The sequence below is a fragment of the Cupriavidus sp. 86D6 genome, from assembly GCF_057815095.1.
In genome coordinates this window covers 467227-483215 of sequence record NZ_JBYPSB010000002.1, presented here as the reverse complement: position 1 = coordinate 483215, position 15989 = coordinate 467227, and the positions used below count along the sequence as shown (strand labels likewise).

Sequence of the window (15989 nt, the reverse complement as noted above, 5' to 3'; positions counted from 1 at the left end):
CCGAGTCCCGGTGCGCCGGTCAGGTGTCCGAGCAAAGTCCCCGACCCGTCACGAAACGTTCATGTGGCTGTGGTCTAGTATCGCCGTGTTGTGGTAGTTTACATCTAAACGTATAGACGTATAGGGGTGATCATGCAAAGTGAAACCGCCAACCAGGCCAATGCGGCACGTGCCGCCTGGCTGCGGGTGCTGGCGCTGGCCCAGTCGGATGCGCTCGATGCGGCGTACACCCGGCTGCAGGAACAGGCCACCCTGCCGGGATATCGCCTGTTGCGCAAGCCCGAATCGGGCATGGCCATGGTGCGCGCCCGGGCGGGCGGCACCGGCGCCCAGTTCAACCTGGGTGAAATGTCGGTCACACGCTGCGCCGTGGTGCTGGACGAATCCGGCGATGTGGCGGCCACGGCCGGCGTCGCGTATGTGCAGGGTCGCGGCCAGCGCCACGCCGAACAGGCCGCCGTGCTCGATGCCCTGCTGCAACGGCCGTCCTGGCACCAGCGCGTGCAGGACGTGGTCGTCGCCCCGCTGGCGCAGGCCCTGACCGAACGCGCCGCGCGGCAGGCCGCCACCGCCGCGCAAACCCGCGTGGAATTCTTCACGATGGCCCGCGGAGAAGATTGAGATGTCGCCCCCCCAGAATACGATGCAGGCCTTCGCTCCCAGCCCCACCCCGGCCACCTCGCTGCTGCCCGGCTTCGACAATCCGGTCGATGATGCACAGGCCGTGTTCCGCGCCACGCTTGAAGCGTTCGCGCATCCGGGCCGCCTGGAAGTGCTGCCCGTCGGCAGCGGCCAGCCCGAAGGCCTGTCCCCGGTACTGGCCGCGCTGCTGCTGACGCTGGCCGATCCGGATACCCCCGTGTGGCTGCCTGCCGGCGTGCCGGCCGCCGCGCGCGCTTTCCTGCGTTTTCACTGCGGCTGCCCGCTGGCCGATGCCCTTGCCGACGCCACCTTCGTGTGCGTGCCCGCCGGGCATGCCATGCCCGCGCTGGCCGACTGCGCGCAAGGCCTGCCTGCCTATCCGGACCGCTCCGCCACGCTGATCGTCGAGGTCGATTCGCTGCGCGACGGCGACGCGCTGACGCTGACCGGCCCCGGCATCGAGACCACGCAGGCGCTGCACGTGCGCGGCCTGCCCGCCGATTTCCGGCCGGCCTGGCGCGCCAACAATGCCCGCTTTCCGCTGGGCGTGGACCTGCTGCTGGCCAGCGGCCAGCAATTCTGCGCCTTGACGCGCACGACACGCGTGGAGGACTGACATGTACGTAGCCGTCAAGGGTGGCGAGCGCGCCATCCTCAATTCGTACCAGATGCTGGACAACTACCGCCGTGGCGACACGTCGGTGCCCGAACTCACGCTGGCGCAGATCCGCGAGCAGATGCCGCTGGCGGTGGCCCGCGTGATGGCCGAGGGCTCGCTCTACGACCCGCACCTGGCCGCGCTGGCCATCAAGCAGGCCGCCGGCGACCAGATCGAGGCCATCTTCCTGCTGCGCGCCTATCGCACCACGCTGGCCCGCTTCGGCTACACCCAGGCGATCGATACCGGCACGATGACGCTGCAGCGCCGCATCTCGTCGACGTTCAAGGACGTGCCGGGCGGCCAGGTGCTGGGCCCGACGTACGACTACACGCAGCGCCTGCTCGACTTCACGCTCGAAGCGGGCCGCGACCCGGCCCCGCTGGCGCCGTCGCCTGAACCGCTGGCGTCGAACATGCCGCGCGTGACCGGCCTGCTCGAAGCCGAATCGCTGGTCGAAGCCGACACGATTCCCGCCGGCGACCCCGCGCCGCCAGACCTCACGCGCGAGCCGCTGACCTTCCCGGCCGAGCGCCCCGCGCGCCTGCAGAACCTGGCCCGCGCCGACGAAGGCTTCCTGCTGGCCATGGGCTACTCGACGCAACGCGGCTACGGCAATTCGCACCCGTTCGCCGCCGAGATCCGCTACGGCAGCACCGAAGTGGAAATGTTCATCGAGGAACTGGGCTTCGCCGTGACCATCGGCGAAGTGGAACTGACCGAATGCCAGATGGTGAGCCAGTTCGCCGGCAACGCCGACGAGGCGCCGCGCCTGACGCGCGGCTACGGGCTCACGTTCGGCTACAACGAGCGCAAGGCGATGTCGATGGCGCTGGTGGACCGTGCCATGCGCGCCGAAGAGCTTGGCGAAGCCGCCGACAACCCCGCCAACGACATCGAATTCATGCTGTACCACAGCGACAACGTGGAAGCGTCCGGCTTCGTGCAGCACCTGAAGCTGCCCCACTACGTGGACTTCCAGGCCAACCTGGAACTGCTGCGCCGGCTGCGCGCCGAGCAGGCAGGCCAGGCCACACCGCCCACCGCATCCACCGGCGCGCCGCAGCCGTCGCCTTCGCCATCGCCATCGCAAGAGGAGTCGCTGGCATGACCATCGCCAACGCCAACCCCGGCGCCGCCACCGCAACCATTGCGCGCGACGACCACTACAACTTCGGCTACCTGGACGAATCCACCAAGCGCATGCTGCGCCGCGCGCTGCTGAAAGCGGTGGCCATCCCTGGCTACCAGGTGCCGTTCGGCAGCCGCGAAATGCCGCTGCCGTATGGCTGGGGCACGGGCGGCATCCAGGTGACCGCCGCCATCATCGGCCGCCACGACGTGCTCAAGGTGATCGACCAGGGTTCGGACGACACCACGAACGCCATCAACATCCGCCGCTTCTTCGGCCGCGTGACCGGCGTGCAGACCACGGAGCGCACCGCCGAGGCGACCATCATCCAGACGCGCCATCGCATTCCGGAGACGAAGCTGCGCGCGGGCCAGACCATGGTGTACCAGGTGCCCATCCCCGAGCCGCTGCGCTGGCTGGAGCCGAGCGAGACCGAAACGCGCACGATGCACGCGCTGGCCGAATACGGATCGATGCACGTGAAGCTCTACGAGGACATCGCGCACCACGGCCACATCGCCACCACGTACGACTACCCGGTGATCGTCAACCAGCGATACATGATGCGCCCGTCGCCAATCCCCAAGTTCGACAATCCCAAGCTCGACCGCAGCCCCGCGCTGATGCTGTTCGGCGCCGGCCGCGAGAAGCGCGTCTACGCCGTGCCGCCGTACACGTCCGTCAAGAGCCTGGACTTTGTCGACCACCCGTTCACCGTCGAGAAATGGTCGAGCTGCTGCGCGCAATGCGGCGCCACCGACAGCTATCTGGACGAGATCATCACCGACGATGCCGGCACGCGCATGTTCGTGTGCTCGGACACCGAGTACTGCGCCGACCGCCAGGCGGCCCAGGCCGTCAAGACCGCCGCCGGAGGCCAACCATGAACGCCACGCCACTGCTTTGCGTCCGGCAGCTCACGCACACCTGGGACGGCGTGCACGGCTGCCACGACGTCACTTTCGACCTGTACCCTGGCGAAGTGCTGTGCGTGGTCGGCGAATCGGGCTCGGGCAAGAGCACGCTGCTGCAGGCGCTGTCGATGCAGGTGCGCGCGCAGCGCGGCAGCGTCAGCTACGACATGCGCGAAACCGGCCTGACCGACCTGGCCTCGCTGTCCAGCGCGCGCATGCGCCTGCTGGCGCGCACCGACTGGGGCTTCGTGCGCCAGCATGCCCGCGACGGCCTGCGCATGCAGGTCAGCGCCGGCGCCAACATCGCCGAGCGCCTGATGGCCGTGGGCAACCGCCACTACGGCGACCTGCGCGAGATCGCCGGTGCCTGGCTCGAAAAGATGGAAATCGACCTGGGCCGCCTGGACGATGTGCCCAGCACGTTCTCGGGCGGCATGCAGCAGCGCCTGCAGATCGCACGCAACCTGGTCACGCATCCGCGCCTGGTGTTCATGGACGAACCCACCGCATCGCTGGATGTCTCGGTGCAGGCCCGCCTGCTGGACCTGATGCGCCGGCTGGTGACGGACCTGGGTCTGGCCGCCGTCCTCGTCACGCACGATCTGGCCGTGGCGCGCCTGCTGGCCCACCGCACGTTGGTGATGCAGGGCGGCCGCGTGGTCGAACAAGGCCTGACCGACCAGATCCTCGACGACCCGCAGCATCCGTACACCCAGCTGCTGGTTTCCTCCATCCTGCAGGGCTGATCACGATGCAAGCAGATTCCCGGAAGCTGATCGAGGTCCGTGGCCTCGGCAAGATGTTCACGTTGCACAACCAGGGCGGCATCCGCCTGCCCGTGCTCCAGGCGATCGACTTCGACGCGTCGCGCGGCGAATGCCTGGTGCTGTCGGGCCGCTCGGGCACCGGCAAGAGCACGCTGCTGCGCTGCCTGTACGGCAACTACCTGGCCACCGAAGGCACCATCCGCCTGCGCGATACCAGCGAAGCGGGCGAGCCGTGGGTGGAGCTGACCCATGCGTCCGAACAGCGCGTGCTGAAGCTGCGCCGCGACGTGATCGGCTATGTGTCGCAGTTCCTGCGCGCCATCCCGCGTGTCTCGGCGCTCGATGTGGTGGCCGATCCGATGCAGCAGCGTGGCGCGAGCCACGAGGAAGCCCGCGCCCGCGCCGCCGTGCTGCTCGAACGCCTGAACCTGCCGCGCCGCCTGTGGGACCTGCCCCCGGCCACCTTCTCGGGTGGCGAGCAGCAGCGCGTGAACATCGCGCGCGGCCTGATCGGCGGCCATCCGATCCTGCTGCTCGACGAGCCGACCGCTTCGCTCGATGCCGACAACCGCGCGGTGGTGATCGCACTGATCCGCGAGGCGCTGGCCGAAGGCCGCGCGCTGATCGGCATCTTCCACGACGAAGCCGTGCGCGATGCCGTGGCCACACGTGCGCTGCCGCTGCAGCCGGTGGCGGCCGCCAACGCCTGACACCCGGCGCCCAACGCATGCCAACATCGGCACCGCCCCCGACAAACCTGCCCTGAGCCCGACACGGAACCGGACATGTCCACCACCTACCTGACGCACGCCACGCTCGTTCTGCCCGACGCCGTGCTGCACGACAGCGCCCTGCTGATCGCCGACGGCCAGATCGCCGCCATCGAACCCGAGTCGGTTCCCGCCCATGCCGCGGTGATCGACCTGCGCGGCCATACCGTGATGCCGGGCCTGATCGACGTACATTGCGATGCCATCGAAAAGGAAGCCGAGCCGCGCGCCAACGTCCTGTTCCCGCTCGACTTTGCCGTGGCGCAGGTTGATCGCCGCAATGCCGCCGCCGGCATCACCACGCCGTACCACGCGCTCTCGTTCGCCAGCAACCAGTTCGGCGTGCGCAACAACGACACCGCCGCCACGCTGGTGCGCACGGTGGCCCAGTACCGCAAGCACAGCCTGGTCGACAACCGCATCCACTGCCGCTACGAAGTGACCGATGCGGCTGCCGTGCCGGTGCTGGAAATGCTGATGGCCGAAGGCGTGGTGGACCTGCTGTCGGTGATGGATCACTCGCCCGGCCAGGGCCAGTTCAAGACGCTCGACGCCTACCTGTCGTACATGATGGGCAACCATGGCATGAGCCGCGACGAGGCGGCCAACGCCGCCGCGAAGAAGACAGCCGAACTGGACGGTGCCACCGAGCGCGTCAACCGCCTGGTGTCGAAGGCCCACGCGCTGGGGGTGCCCACGGCCAGCCATGACGACGATTCGCCACAGCGCATCGCCGCCATGCATGCGCTGGGCGTGCGCATGAGCGAATTCCCGATCAACCTGCAAACGGCGCAGGCCGCCGCCGCGCATGCACTACCGACCATCCTGGGCGCGCCCAACGTGCTGCGCGGCAAGAGCCAGAGCGGATCGATGCGGGCCATCGACGCGATCCACGCCCGGGTCGGCAATATTCTCTGCTCGGACTACCAGCCATCGACGCTGATCGCCGCCGCCTTCGCCGCCGCGCGTCTGGCCGAGCTGCCGCTCAACGACGCGCTGGCGCTGGTCAGTGCCAACCCGGCCGACGCGTGCATGCTCGACGACCGTGGCCGGCTGCTGCCCGGCAAGCGCGCCGACGTGATCGCCGTGGCCAGCGTGGCCGGCCAGCCGCTGGTCACGCATACGTGGTCGGCCGGCCGTCTGGTGTTTGCGGCAGGCTATCCGGCCGTCCATCCTGCGGCCTCCCATACCGCCGCGCGCGCGGCCGAAGCGCCTGCCGTGGCCTGACCCTGCGCACCGGCGCGCGATCAAACGCGCGTTCGGCAATGTCGCCCGCCCAGCCATGAAAAAGGCCGCGCATCGTCGCGCGGCCACATTTATTGACTATAGGCGCTACGCGCGGCGCTGGCACGGTAGGACTAGTCCTCATCACTGGCGGCTGGCCTTTGCACCGCTATCCCCTACTCTGGAGATGCAGGTGGCGGGAGCTTGAAGGGGTCGACATGATGTCAATGCGGATCACGGTGCCAGCGATGCTGGCCATTTTTTTATGTGCGGGATGCGCGGACCTGTTGCCGCAGAAGGTCGATCGATCGCCGCCGCTGGCGGGCCCGCAGGTCAATGCCGACACGACTTACCCACCTGCCCCGCTCGCGCGCCCCACGCCAATCCCGCCGCACGAGATCAACATGACAGGCACCTGCAAGCGCACCGAGGAGGACGGCTTCCGGGAAGATGCCGTGGTACGCGTATCCCACAATGCCGTGCAGACGCTGACCTGGAAACTGTGGGTGTCGCGCAAGGGGTCGTGCCACTTCGACCTCGATGAATTCAAACAGGTGCAGCAAACGCCGCATATCGAACTGCATGCCATCGACGGCAGCGGCTGCAAGCTTATGGTGTGGCAGGACCCGCGCCGCATCACGCTAGCCCACGCACGGTGCGAGAAGCACTGCACGCCGGGCATCTACGAGCAGGCCTGGCCGGTGCTGTTCGATCCACGTAACGGCAACTGCGCGCAGATCCGCTGAAGATCGGCGGCCGGGGCACCGCGCCGGCCTGCCTGCCGGCGCGCCTGGGTGCGGCTACTTCGCCTTGGGCACGCGGCCCATCAGGAAGAACTCGTCGTTCGGACGCATGCCGATGGTGTTCGCCATGCGGTTCGACAGGCCAAAGAACGCCGTGATGGCGGCGATGTCCCACGCGTCCTCGTCGTCAAAGCCATGGACGCGCAGCGCGTCGAAATCGGCCTCGCCGATCGTATGCGACGCCTCGCACACTTTCATCGCGAAATCGAGCATGGCGCGCTGCCGCGGCGCGATATCGGCCTTGCGGTAGTTGACCGCCACCTGGTCCGCCACCAGCGGCTTCTTTTCGTAGATGCGCAGGATGGCGCCGTGCGCCACCACGCAGTACAGGCACTGGTTGGCGCCCGAAGTGGCCACGACGATCATCTCGCGGTCGCCCTTGGTCAGGTTGCCGCTCTCCTTGAGCATCAGCGCGTCGTGGTACGCAAAGAAGGCCCGGCATTCGTCGGGCCGGTGCGCCAGCGCCAGAAACACATTGGGAACGAAACCCGCCTTTTCCTGCACTTCCAGCACGCGCTGGCGCAGGTCATCGGGCAAGCCGGCAATCTCCGGGACGGGATAGCGGCTGATCGGGGGTCGGGTGGACGGTGATGCCTGGGTCATGTCTGTCTCCTCCGGGTAGGTTTCCCGTGTGTGTACATGCCCGGCCATGGCAGGGCACCATGGCCGTCGAAACCGTGTGTCGCTTACTCCGCCGCCGTGGCGAACTGAATGCGGTGCAAGCCGGCGTACAGCCCGTTGGCGGCCAGCAGCGCACCGTGGCTGCCCGCCTCGGCCACGCGGCCATGTTCCAGCACCACGATGCGGTCGGCGTTTTCAATCGTAGACAGCCGGTGGGCAATCACCAGCGTGGTACGGCCTACCATCAGCGATTCCAGCGCCGCCTGCACCTGGCGCTCCGATTCGGAGTCCAGCGCCGACGTGGCTTCGTCCAGGATCAGGATCGGGGCGTCCTTGTAGATGGCCCGCGCAATCGCCAACCGCTGGCGCTGGCCACCGGACAACTTCATGCCGTTGTCACCGATATTGGTTTCCAGCCCTTCCGGCAGGCCCTTGACCACATCGGTCAGGTAAGCCGCCGCCAGCGCGCGCTCGACGCGCGCCATGTCGATCTTCTCGCGCGGATGTACGCCATACGCTACATTGGCAGCCACCGTATCGTTGAACAGCACCACGTCCTGGCTCACGAAGGCGATCTGGCGGCGCAGGTCGTTCAGGCCGAACTGGTCGATCGGCTTGCCGTCGAGCATGATGCGGCCTTCGGTCGGGTCGAAGAAGCGCGGTAGCAGGTTCACAAGCGTGGTCTTGCCACTGCCCGACGGCCCCACCAGCGCCACCACCTCGCCCGGTGCGGCGTGGAAGTTCACACGGTTCAGCGCCGGACGGGCGGCATCGCCATAGCGGAAGCCGACGTTTTCGAACACCAGGTCACCCCGGGCGCGCTCCAGCGGCAGCCCGCCGGTCTGCGGCTCGATCGGCTCGTCGATCAGCCCGAAAATCATCTCGGCGGCGGTCAGGCCCCGCTGCAGCGGCTGGTTCAGGTCGGTCAGGTGCTTGAGCGGCGAAATCAGCAGCAGCATGGCCATCACGAAGCCGGTGAACCCGCCGATGGTGGTCTGGTTGCCCTGGGCCTGGATCATCGCGATGGTCAGGATCACCGACAGCGCCAGCGACGCCAGGAACGCCGTCACGGGCTGGTTCAGGCCACCGGCCACGGCCATGCGCATCGAATAGCCGCGCAGGCGCTCGGCCATCGTGGCAAACCGCGCCGTTTCGTATGCCTCGCCGCCGTGCAGCTTGACGACCTTGTAGCCGCCAGCCGCTTCCTCGACCACGTAGGCCGCGGTGTTGGTCAGTGCCTGGTGCTCGCGGTTCAGCCGGCGCAGCCGGCGGTTCACCTTCGACATCACGAAGCCGATGGTCGGCAGCAGCACGGCCACCACCAGCGTCAGGCGCCAGTTCGTGTAGAACAGGTACACCAGCAGCGCCAGCACGGTCAGGGAGTCGCGCACCAGCGTGATCAGCACGCCGGTCAGGATCTGCATGACCTGGTTGACCTCGAAGATCACGGCGTTGATCAGCGAGGCGGCGGTGTTGCGGTGATAGAACAGCGCCGGCGCGTGCAGCATGCGCTCGAACATCTGCATGCGCATCTTGAGCAGCACCTTGTTCGAGATCAGCGACAGCAAATATCCGGACGCGAACTGCGCCACGCCGCGCACCAGCGCCACGCCGACCAGCAGCGCCGGCACGTGCCAGAGCTTGCCGGCGTAGCTGCCGCCAAAGCCCTTGTCGAGCAGGTCGTTGACCACCTTCGGGATAATGCCCTCGCTGGCCGCCACGAGTGCCATGGCCAGAATCGCCAGCACGAAGTTGCGCATTTCGGGCTTCAGGTATGCCCAGACGCGCTTGAGGGTGTCGGTTTCCTGGGGCGTTTGCTTTTTGCTGTCTTTCACGTTGGCTCCACTTGCCGATCGGGGCCCGCACCGACTGCCGCTAGAATGGCGGGCAAATCCGGTCTGCGGGATCCATCGCAAGCATGTCTATGAAAATCTCTGTCGTACTGATTACAAAGAACGAGGCACACAACATCCGGGACTGCCTCGAAAGCGTCTCCTGGTGCGACCGCGCGATTATAGTGGACTCCGGCAGCACGGACGGCACGCTGGAGGTTGCCCGCGCCATGGGTGCCGAAGTTCATGAAACGGCTACCTGGCCCGGTTTCGGCCCCCAGAAGAACCTCGCCCTGTCCAAGGTCCAGAGCGAATGGGTGCTGTCGATCGACGCCGACGAGCGCGTCACGCCCGCCTTGCGCGACGAAATCCTGGCCGCCATCGACTCCGGCCGCGCCGACGCCTACGACATGCCGCGCCTGTCGCGCTTCTGCGGCCGCTTCATGCGCCACAGCGGCTGGTATCCCGACCGCCTGACACGCGTGTTCCGCGCCGGCCGCGCCCGCTTTACCGACGATATCGTCCACGAGAACGTGGTCACCGACGGCCCGGTCGGCCATCTGCAAACCCCGCTGCTGCACTACACCTACGATGATTTCTCGCAGGTGCTGCGCAAGATCGACCAATACTCCACGCTGGGCGCCAGACAGGCATTCCAGCGCGGCAAGCGCGCCACCGTGTTCAGCGCCTGGACCCACGGCAGCTGGGCGTTCCTGCGCACCTGGCTGCTGCGGCGCGGCTTTCTGGATGGCCCGCAGGGGCTGGCCGTCGCGCTGATGAACGGCCAGGCCAGCTATTACAAGTACATCAAGCTCTGGCTGCTGCACCAGCAGGCGAAACATCCGCCTGCGTCAGCCGATTGACCAGCGCGCCGAACGCCTGAGCCGTCGGGCCGAAACCCATCTGTTCGATGTGGCGGGCGGCGTGGGCCAGCAGCGACTGGCGCAGCGCGGCATCGTGCAGGCCACTGCGGATCGCCGCGGCCAGCCCTTCCACATCGCCCACCGGCACCAGCAGGCCGGCGCGGCCATCGTCAAGAATCTCGCGGGGGCCAGTCGGGCAATCGGTGCTCACCACCACCTGGCCCACCGCCAGCCCTTCCAGCAGGACGTTGGGCAGGCCTTCCATCTTCGAACTGAACGCCATCAGGCGCGCCTGGCGAATCCAGGCGTAGGGGTTCGACTGGAAACCGGCGAACGTCACGCGCCCGGCCAGGCCCAGCGATTGCGCCAGGGCTTCGAGCCTGGGTCGTGACGCGCCATCGCCAACCAGCACCAGTCGCTCGTCAATCCCCTGTTCGACCAGCCGCGCATAGGCATGCAGCAGCGAAGTAAAGTCCTTCTGGCTTTCCTCCAGCCGGCCTATCGAGACGATGAACGGCTCGGCGGGCGCCAGCCCCGGCTCCAGCGGCTGCGCGGCCCGGGCGCGAATATTGTCGAGGTCGATGGCGTTGTACAGCCGCACCAGCCTGGGCGCCGCGTCGGGCATCAGTTCGCGGGCATCGGCCAGCATGCTGTCGGTCAGCATGACCACCGCGTCGTAATCGACCTTGCACTGATGCCGCAGCTTGCGCAGCTTGCGGCCATGGCCGCGCGCCAGGTGCGCCACGCTGAAATGCTGGTAGCCGATCATCGGCACGGGTAGCGGCCCGGTAATGCGCGATAGCGACATGTCGTAGTCCACGACCATGTCGAAGCCCTGCTCCAGGATCGCCATGAAGCGGCGCCGGACGATCGGCTTGCGCACCGGGGGCAGCAGGGCTTCCTCGTAGATCTTGCCCAGCACGCCCAGCTTGCGCTGCTTCTTCAGCTGGCGGCAATGCGACAGCCAGCGCTCGGGCGCCAGCACGTGGACATCCACGCTGGCGGGCAGCCGGGCCCGGAAGTGCGACGCCAGCTCCGGCGAGGGATAGGTGACCGTCAACGCCAGATCGAACCTGTCCTGCAGCGATGTCAGCAGCGAGACCAGCGAGGTCTCGATGCCACCATGCAGGAAATGGGTGACGTGAAACAGGATGCGTTGCCTGCGGCCCACCGTCGCTCGCTCAGGCATATAGCATGCGCACACTGTCGCCCAGCGCATCGCGCAGGGTGGTCAGCGCCTCCTCGGAGGGGGTGATCTGCCACTGGTCGCCCAGCGTGGCCTCGCACTGGGCCGACTTGTTGACATAGCGGATGCGCACCGGCACGCCCGGCACCTGGGGCCCCTGGGCCCCATTGGCCAGGAACGGCGTCAGCAGTTCCCGCAGGCGCTCGGTCGAGGCATTGCCGTTGAAACCCAGGCACACCGCATCGGCGTACCGGGCGCGCGCGGTCACCAGGTCCATCACCGACTCGGCCGTGAAGCGCACGCCGCCCGTGAATGTATCGTGCCGCGCATTGCCCTGGGCGATGATCAGCTCGTCCTCGCGGAACATGTGGCGGTTGGCATCGTACAGTTCGTTGAACACGGTCATTTCGATCTGGGCCGTGCCGTCGTCGATCATGACGATGATCAGCTTGCCGCGCTGGGTCATCTGCGTGCGCACGCCCATGATGACGCCGGCGACCACCTTGCCGCGCACGTCGCGGCCGTAGCCGCCGCCGTTGCCCTGCACTTCCTTTTCCAGCGCGGCCAGCGTGCCCTTCACGAACTTGCGCACCTCGTCGCGCGAGGCGTCGAACAGGTGGCCCGAGAAGTAGTAGCCCAGCGCCTGCTTTTCTTCCTGCAGCGTGCGCTTGGCCGTCCAGCGCGGTTCGTCGATCAGTGCCGGGCGATGGGCGTCGCCGGCATCGTCCATGAGATCGAACAGCGACACCTGGTTGGCCGACTCGGCCTTCTGCTCGGCCGCTTCCATCGCGATCGACACCGAGGCCAGCAGCTGGGCGCGGTTGTCATTGAGGCTGTCGAACGCGCCGGCGCGGATCAGCGCCTCGATCGTGCGGCGGTTGACCTGGCGGCGGTCCACGCGCTCGCAGAAATCGAACAGGTCCTCGAACGGCTTTTCTTCGCGCGCGCGCAGGATGTCCTCGATCGCGCCCTGGCCCGATCCCTTGATGCCGCCCAGGCCGTAGCGGATGGTCTTCGCATCGGTCGGGGCAAAGCGATATTCGCTGGCATTGACGTCCGGCGGCAGGACCACGATCTTGTTCAGGCGGCAATCCTCGTAGAGGATCTTGACCTTGTCGGTGTCGTCCATGGCCAGCGACATGTTGGCTGCCATGAATTCGGCCGGATGGTGCGCCTTGAGCCACGCCGTGTAGTACGCCAGCAGCGCGTAGGCGGCCGCGTGCGACTTGTTGAAGCCGTAGCCCGCAAACTTCTCCATCAGGTCGAAGATGTCGTCGGCCTGCTGCGCGCTCAGCCCGTTCCTGGCGGCCCCCTCGCGGAACAGCTCGCGATGCTTGGCCATTTCCTCGGCCTTCTTCTTGCCCATGGCCCGGCGCAGCAGGTCGGCGCCGCCCAGCGAGTAGCCGCCGATGATCTGCGCCATCTGCATCACCTGCTCCTGGTAGACCATGATGCCGTAGGTCTCCTTGAGCACCGGCTCGACGCGCGGGTCCGGATATTCCACCTTCTCGCGGCCGTGCTTGCGGGCGCAGAAGCTGGGGATCAGGTCCATCGGGCCCGGACGGTACAGCGCCACCAGCGCGATGATGTCCTCGAAGCGGTCAGGCTTGGCGTCCTTGAGCATGCCCTGCATGCCGCGGCTTTCCAGCTGGAACACCGCCACCGTGTTGGCGCTCTTGAGGATCTCGAACGCGGGGCCGTCGTCGAGCGGGATCTGGCTGCAGTTCCAGTCGGTCTTGCTCGGGTCCAGGCGGCGGATGTAGCGTTCGGCCCAGTCCAGGATCGTCAGCGTGGTCAGGCCCAGAAAGTCGAACTTGACCAGGCCAGCCGCTTCCACGTCGTCCTTGTCGTACTGGCTCACCACACCGCTCATGCCGTCGGTGCCCTGCGTGTACAGCGGGCAGAAATCGGTCAGGCGGCCCGGCGCGATCAGCACCCCGCCGGCGTGCATGCCGACGTTACGCGTCATGCCTTCCACGCGCTGGGCAAGCTCCAGCAGCTGGCGGACTTCTTCCTCGTTGCGTTCGCGCTCGGCCAGCGCCGGCTCTTCCTTCTTGGCTTCCTCCAGCGTCACCAGCTTGCCCGGCTTGAACGGAATCAGCTTGGCCACGCTGTCGACAAAGCCGTAGCCCAGATCCAGCACGCGGCCCACGTCGCGCACCGCCGCCTTGGCGGCCATCGTGCCGAAGGTGGCGATCTGCGACACGGCTTCCTTGCCGTACTTTTCCTTGACGTACGTGATCACGCGATCGCGGCCGTGCTGGCAGAAGTCGATATCGAAGTCGGGCATCGACACCCGCTCCGGATTCAGGAAACGCTCGAACAGCAGCGCGTACTTGAGCGGGTCCAGGTCGGTGATGCCCAGCGCGTAGGCCACAAGCGAGCCAGCACCCGACCCCCGGCCCGGCCCCACCGGCACGCCGTTGTTCTTGGCCCAGTTGATAAAGTCCGCCACGATCAGGAAGTAGCCCGGGAAGCCCATCTTGATGATGGTGCCGGTCTCGAATTCGAGCCGTGCGTAGTACTCGGGGCGCTTGCTCTCGCGCTCGGCCTCGTCGGGGAACAGCACGGCAAGGCGCTTTTCCAGCCCGTCCTTGGCCATGAACACGAGGTAGTCGTCCAGCGACATGCCATCGGGCGTCGGGAACAGCGGCAGGCGCGGCTTGCCCAGTTCCAGCGTCAGGTTGCATCGCTTGGCGATCTCGACCGAGTTCTGCAGCGCCGACGGGATGTCGGCAAACAGCGCGCACATCTCGTCCTGCGTCTTGAAGTACTGGTCGGTCGTGAACTTGCGGGTGCGGCGCGGGTTGGCCAGCAGCTCGCCTTCGGCGATGCACACGCGTGCCTCGTGCGCGGTGAAATCGTCCGGCGTCATGAACTGCACCGGATGCGTCGCGACCACCGGCAGCTGCAGCGCGGCGGCCAGTTGCACGGCCTGCTGCACATAGGCGTCGGTGCCGGGATGCCCGGCGCGCTGCAGTTCGATATAGAACCGCTGCGGGAACACCGTGGCCCAATGGCGTGCCGCGCGGCGCGCCGCGTCGGGATTGCCGTTCGCCAGCGCCAGGCCGACGTCGCCGCCCATCGCGCCGGACAGCGCGATCAGCCCGGTGGCCAGCGGCAGGCCTTCCTCGCCCGGCTCCTCGAACCAGCCCGGCTCCAGCTCGGCACGGCCGCGATACTGGTTGCTCAACCAGGCGCGCGACAGCAGCGTGCAGAGGTTCAGGTAGCCGATGCGGTCCTGCACCAGCAGCTGCATGCGTGCCGGCTTGTCGCGGTCATCGGCGTTGGTCAGCCACACATCGGCGCCGACCACGGGCTTGATCCCGCTGCCACGGGCTTCCTTGTAGAAGCGGATCAGCCCGAAGGCGTTGGCCAGGTCGGTCAGCGCGAGCGCGCCCATGCCGTCCTTGGCAGCAGCCTTGACGGCGTCATCGAGACGGACGATGCCGTCCACCACCGAGTATTCGGAATGGAGGCGAAGGTGTACAAAGCGGGGTGCAGACATAGGGCGCCATTGTACCGGCTCCCCCCGCCGCTCACTCTGAGAGTTTTCGCAAAGTAACACCTCGGCATGCCCCGCGCGCCACTCACCGGACCCGCACGCGGCGGGTTTCGGGGGCGGCGCCAAGCGGCTATAATTTCGCCTTTCCAATCAGGCAGTTACCAAGCGCGCTGGCGCGCCCTGCAGCCACCCTGCAGCGCCCGGCCGGCGGCATTATTCCATGCAGATCGTCAACATTTCGGCTTACAAGTTCGTCACGCTCGACGATATCGAGACCCTGCGCCCCGCCATGCGCGAGTGCTGCGAGGCGGCGGGACTGAAAGGCACGATCCTGCTGGCGCCGGAAGGCATCAACATGTTCCTGGCCGGCACCCGCGAGCAGATCGACGGTTTCATGGCGTGGCTGCACGCCGATGCCCGCTTCGCCGATATCGTCCCCAAGGAAAGCCTGTCGGAAAACCAGCCCTTCAAGCGCATGCTGGTGCGTGCCAAGAAGGAAATCATCACCATGAAGATGCCGCTGATCCGACCGGAAGCCGGCCGTGCGCCGTCGGTGCGCCCGGTGGATCTCAAACGCTGGCTCGACCAGGGCCATGACGACGAAGGCCGCCCGGTGGTGATGCTCGACACGCGTAACGATTTCGAAGTCGCGGTGGGCACGTTCGACGATGCGGTCGAATACAACATCACGAAATTCAGCGAGTTTCCGTCCGCCGTGGCCGAAAACCGGGCGGCGCTCGACGGCAAGACCGTGGTGTCGTTCTGCACGGGCGGCATCCGCTGCGAAAAGGCAGCCATCCACATGCAGGAAGTGGGTATCGAGCGCGTGTACCAGCTCGAAGGCGGCATCCTCAAGTATTTCGAGGAAGTCGGCGGCAGCCACTACCACGGCGACTGCTTCGTGTTCGACTACCGCACCGCGCTGAACCCGAACCTGGAGCCGGCCGGTCCGGTGCAGTGCTTTGCCTGCCGCGCCGTGGTGACGCCCGAGGAGCAGCAGCACCCGAAGTATGTCGTGGGCCAGAGCTGCCCGCACTGCGCCGACACTGCCGTCGCCCCTGCCGCTGCCTGA

The 15989-nt window shown here is 67.1% G+C and carries 14 protein-coding genes; 10 read left to right on the top strand and 4 right to left on the bottom strand.

The window, feature by feature from the left end; translation table 11 throughout:
* Nucleotides 1-132 precede the first annotated feature (132 nt).
* The 8 genes from phnG (at nt 133) to AC3G88_RS07220 (ending at nt 6853) form a co-directional block, all read left to right on the top strand.
* Nucleotides 133-621, top strand: a complete 489-nt coding sequence (gene phnG / locus AC3G88_RS07255; protein WP_488771123.1) for a phosphonate C-P lyase system protein PhnG — start codon at nt 133-135, stop codon at nt 619-621.
* A gap of 1 nt (nt 622) precedes the next feature.
* Nucleotides 623-1258 (top strand): phosphonate C-P lyase system protein PhnH, encoded by a 636-nt coding sequence (gene phnH / locus AC3G88_RS07250; RefSeq protein WP_488771122.1) that lies wholly within the window; start codon nt 623-625, stop codon nt 1256-1258.
* A gap of 1 nt (nt 1259) precedes the next feature.
* Complete coding sequence (locus AC3G88_RS07245) at nt 1260-2411, top strand: carbon-phosphorus lyase complex subunit (RefSeq protein ID WP_488771121.1); 1152 nt, start codon at nt 1260-1262, stop codon at nt 2409-2411.
* Nucleotides 2408-3319, top strand: coding sequence for an alpha-D-ribose 1-methylphosphonate 5-phosphate C-P-lyase PhnJ (locus AC3G88_RS07240; RefSeq protein ID WP_488771120.1), 912 nt, complete (start codon nt 2408-2410; stop codon nt 3317-3319). Before AC3G88_RS07245 ends, AC3G88_RS07240 begins: the two co-directional genes overlap by 4 nt.
* Nucleotides 3316-4092 (top strand): phosphonate C-P lyase system protein PhnK, encoded by a 777-nt coding sequence (gene phnK, locus AC3G88_RS07235; protein WP_153947472.1) that lies wholly within the window; start codon nt 3316-3318, stop codon nt 4090-4092. The genes AC3G88_RS07240 and phnK overlap by 4 nt, the downstream gene beginning before the upstream one ends.
* A 5-nt stretch (nt 4093-4097) precedes the next feature.
* Nucleotides 4098-4823 carry a phosphonate C-P lyase system protein PhnL gene (gene phnL / locus AC3G88_RS07230; protein ID WP_488771119.1) on the top strand — a complete coding sequence of 242 codons (726 nt, stop codon included), beginning with the start codon at nt 4098-4100 and terminating at the stop codon, nt 4821-4823.
* A gap of 75 nt (nt 4824-4898) precedes the next feature.
* On the top strand, nt 4899-6110 hold the full coding sequence (locus AC3G88_RS07225; protein ID WP_488771118.1) for an alpha-D-ribose 1-methylphosphonate 5-triphosphate diphosphatase: 1212 nt from the start codon (nt 4899-4901) through the stop codon (nt 6108-6110).
* A gap of 218 nt (nt 6111-6328) precedes the next feature.
* The gene (locus AC3G88_RS07220) at nt 6329-6853 is read left to right on the top strand and encodes a hypothetical protein (protein ID WP_488771365.1); all 525 of its coding nucleotides are present in this window, start codon (nt 6329-6331) and stop codon (nt 6851-6853) included.
* Nucleotides 6854-6907: 54 nt separating this feature from the next.
* Here AC3G88_RS07220 and AC3G88_RS07215 read toward each other — a convergent pair whose 3' ends face one another.
* Together AC3G88_RS07215 and msbA are read right to left on the bottom strand one after the other, a co-directional pair.
* Nucleotides 6908-7513, bottom strand: coding sequence for a peroxidase-related enzyme (locus tag AC3G88_RS07215; protein ID WP_488771117.1), 606 nt, complete (start codon nt 7511-7513; stop codon nt 6908-6910).
* An 83-nt stretch (nt 7514-7596) separates the two neighbouring features.
* Nucleotides 7597-9366 carry a lipid A export permease/ATP-binding protein MsbA gene (msbA, locus tag AC3G88_RS07210; RefSeq protein WP_283780787.1) on the bottom strand — a complete coding sequence of 590 codons (1770 nt, stop codon included), beginning with the start codon at nt 9364-9366 and terminating at the stop codon, nt 7597-7599.
* 89 nt (nt 9367-9455) lie between these two features.
* Here msbA and AC3G88_RS07205 point away from each other — a divergent pair, with 89 nt between their 5' ends.
* Complete coding sequence (locus AC3G88_RS07205; protein ID WP_488771363.1) at nt 9456-10226, top strand: glycosyltransferase family 2 protein; 771 nt, start codon at nt 9456-9458, stop codon at nt 10224-10226.
* On the opposite strand, the gene AC3G88_RS07200 is transcribed toward AC3G88_RS07205, so the two are convergent.
* Both AC3G88_RS07200 and dnaE read right to left on the bottom strand, forming a co-directional pair.
* The gene (locus AC3G88_RS07200; RefSeq protein ID WP_488771116.1) at nt 10171-11415 is read right to left on the bottom strand and encodes a glycosyltransferase; all 1245 of its coding nucleotides are present in this window, start codon (nt 11413-11415) and stop codon (nt 10171-10173) included. The genes AC3G88_RS07205 and AC3G88_RS07200 overlap by 56 nt on opposite strands.
* On the bottom strand, nt 11408-14920 hold the full coding sequence (gene dnaE, locus AC3G88_RS07195) for a DNA polymerase III subunit alpha (protein ID WP_488771115.1): 3513 nt from the start codon (nt 14918-14920) through the stop codon (nt 11408-11410). Before dnaE ends, AC3G88_RS07200 begins: the two co-directional genes overlap by 8 nt.
* A 217-nt stretch (nt 14921-15137) precedes the next feature.
* Between dnaE and AC3G88_RS07190 the strand changes: the two genes are divergently transcribed.
* Nucleotides 15138-15989: a sulfurtransferase gene (locus AC3G88_RS07190; RefSeq protein WP_488771114.1), complete on the top strand. Its 852-nt coding sequence runs from the start codon at nt 15138-15140 to the stop codon at nt 15987-15989.

Excerpts from the sequence above, each read along its gene's own strand:
- AC3G88_RS07220 (WP_488771365.1), top strand. The coding sequence starts at position 6,329 with ATGTCAATGCGGATCACGGTGCCAGCGATGCTGGCCATTTTTTTATGT.
- AC3G88_RS07205 (WP_488771363.1), top strand. The coding sequence starts at position 9,456 with ATGAAAATCTCTGTCGTACTGATTACAAAGAACGAGGCACACAACATC.
- dnaE (WP_488771115.1), bottom strand. The coding sequence starts at position 14,920 with ATGTCTGCACCCCGCTTTGTACACCTTCGCCTCCATTCCGAATACTCG.
- phnG (WP_488771123.1), top strand. The coding sequence starts at position 133 with ATGCAAAGTGAAACCGCCAACCAGGCCAATGCGGCACGTGCCGCCTGG.
- AC3G88_RS07215 (WP_488771117.1), bottom strand. The coding sequence starts at position 7,513 with ATGACCCAGGCATCACCGTCCACCCGACCCCCGATCAGCCGCTATCCC.
- phnL (WP_488771119.1), top strand. The coding sequence starts at position 4,098 with ATGCAAGCAGATTCCCGGAAGCTGATCGAGGTCCGTGGCCTCGGCAAG.
- phnH (WP_488771122.1), top strand. The coding sequence starts at position 623 with ATGTCGCCCCCCCAGAATACGATGCAGGCCTTCGCTCCCAGCCCCACC.
- AC3G88_RS07190 (WP_488771114.1), top strand. The coding sequence starts at position 15,138 with ATGCAGATCGTCAACATTTCGGCTTACAAGTTCGTCACGCTCGACGAT.
- phnK (WP_153947472.1), top strand. The coding sequence starts at position 3,316 with ATGAACGCCACGCCACTGCTTTGCGTCCGGCAGCTCACGCACACCTGG.
- AC3G88_RS07240 (WP_488771120.1), top strand. The coding sequence starts at position 2,408 with ATGACCATCGCCAACGCCAACCCCGGCGCCGCCACCGCAACCATTGCG.
- AC3G88_RS07200 (WP_488771116.1), bottom strand. The coding sequence starts at position 11,415 with ATGCCTGAGCGAGCGACGGTGGGCCGCAGGCAACGCATCCTGTTTCAC.
- AC3G88_RS07245 (WP_488771121.1), top strand. The coding sequence starts at position 1,260 with ATGTACGTAGCCGTCAAGGGTGGCGAGCGCGCCATCCTCAATTCGTAC.
- AC3G88_RS07225 (WP_488771118.1), top strand. The coding sequence starts at position 4,899 with ATGTCCACCACCTACCTGACGCACGCCACGCTCGTTCTGCCCGACGCC.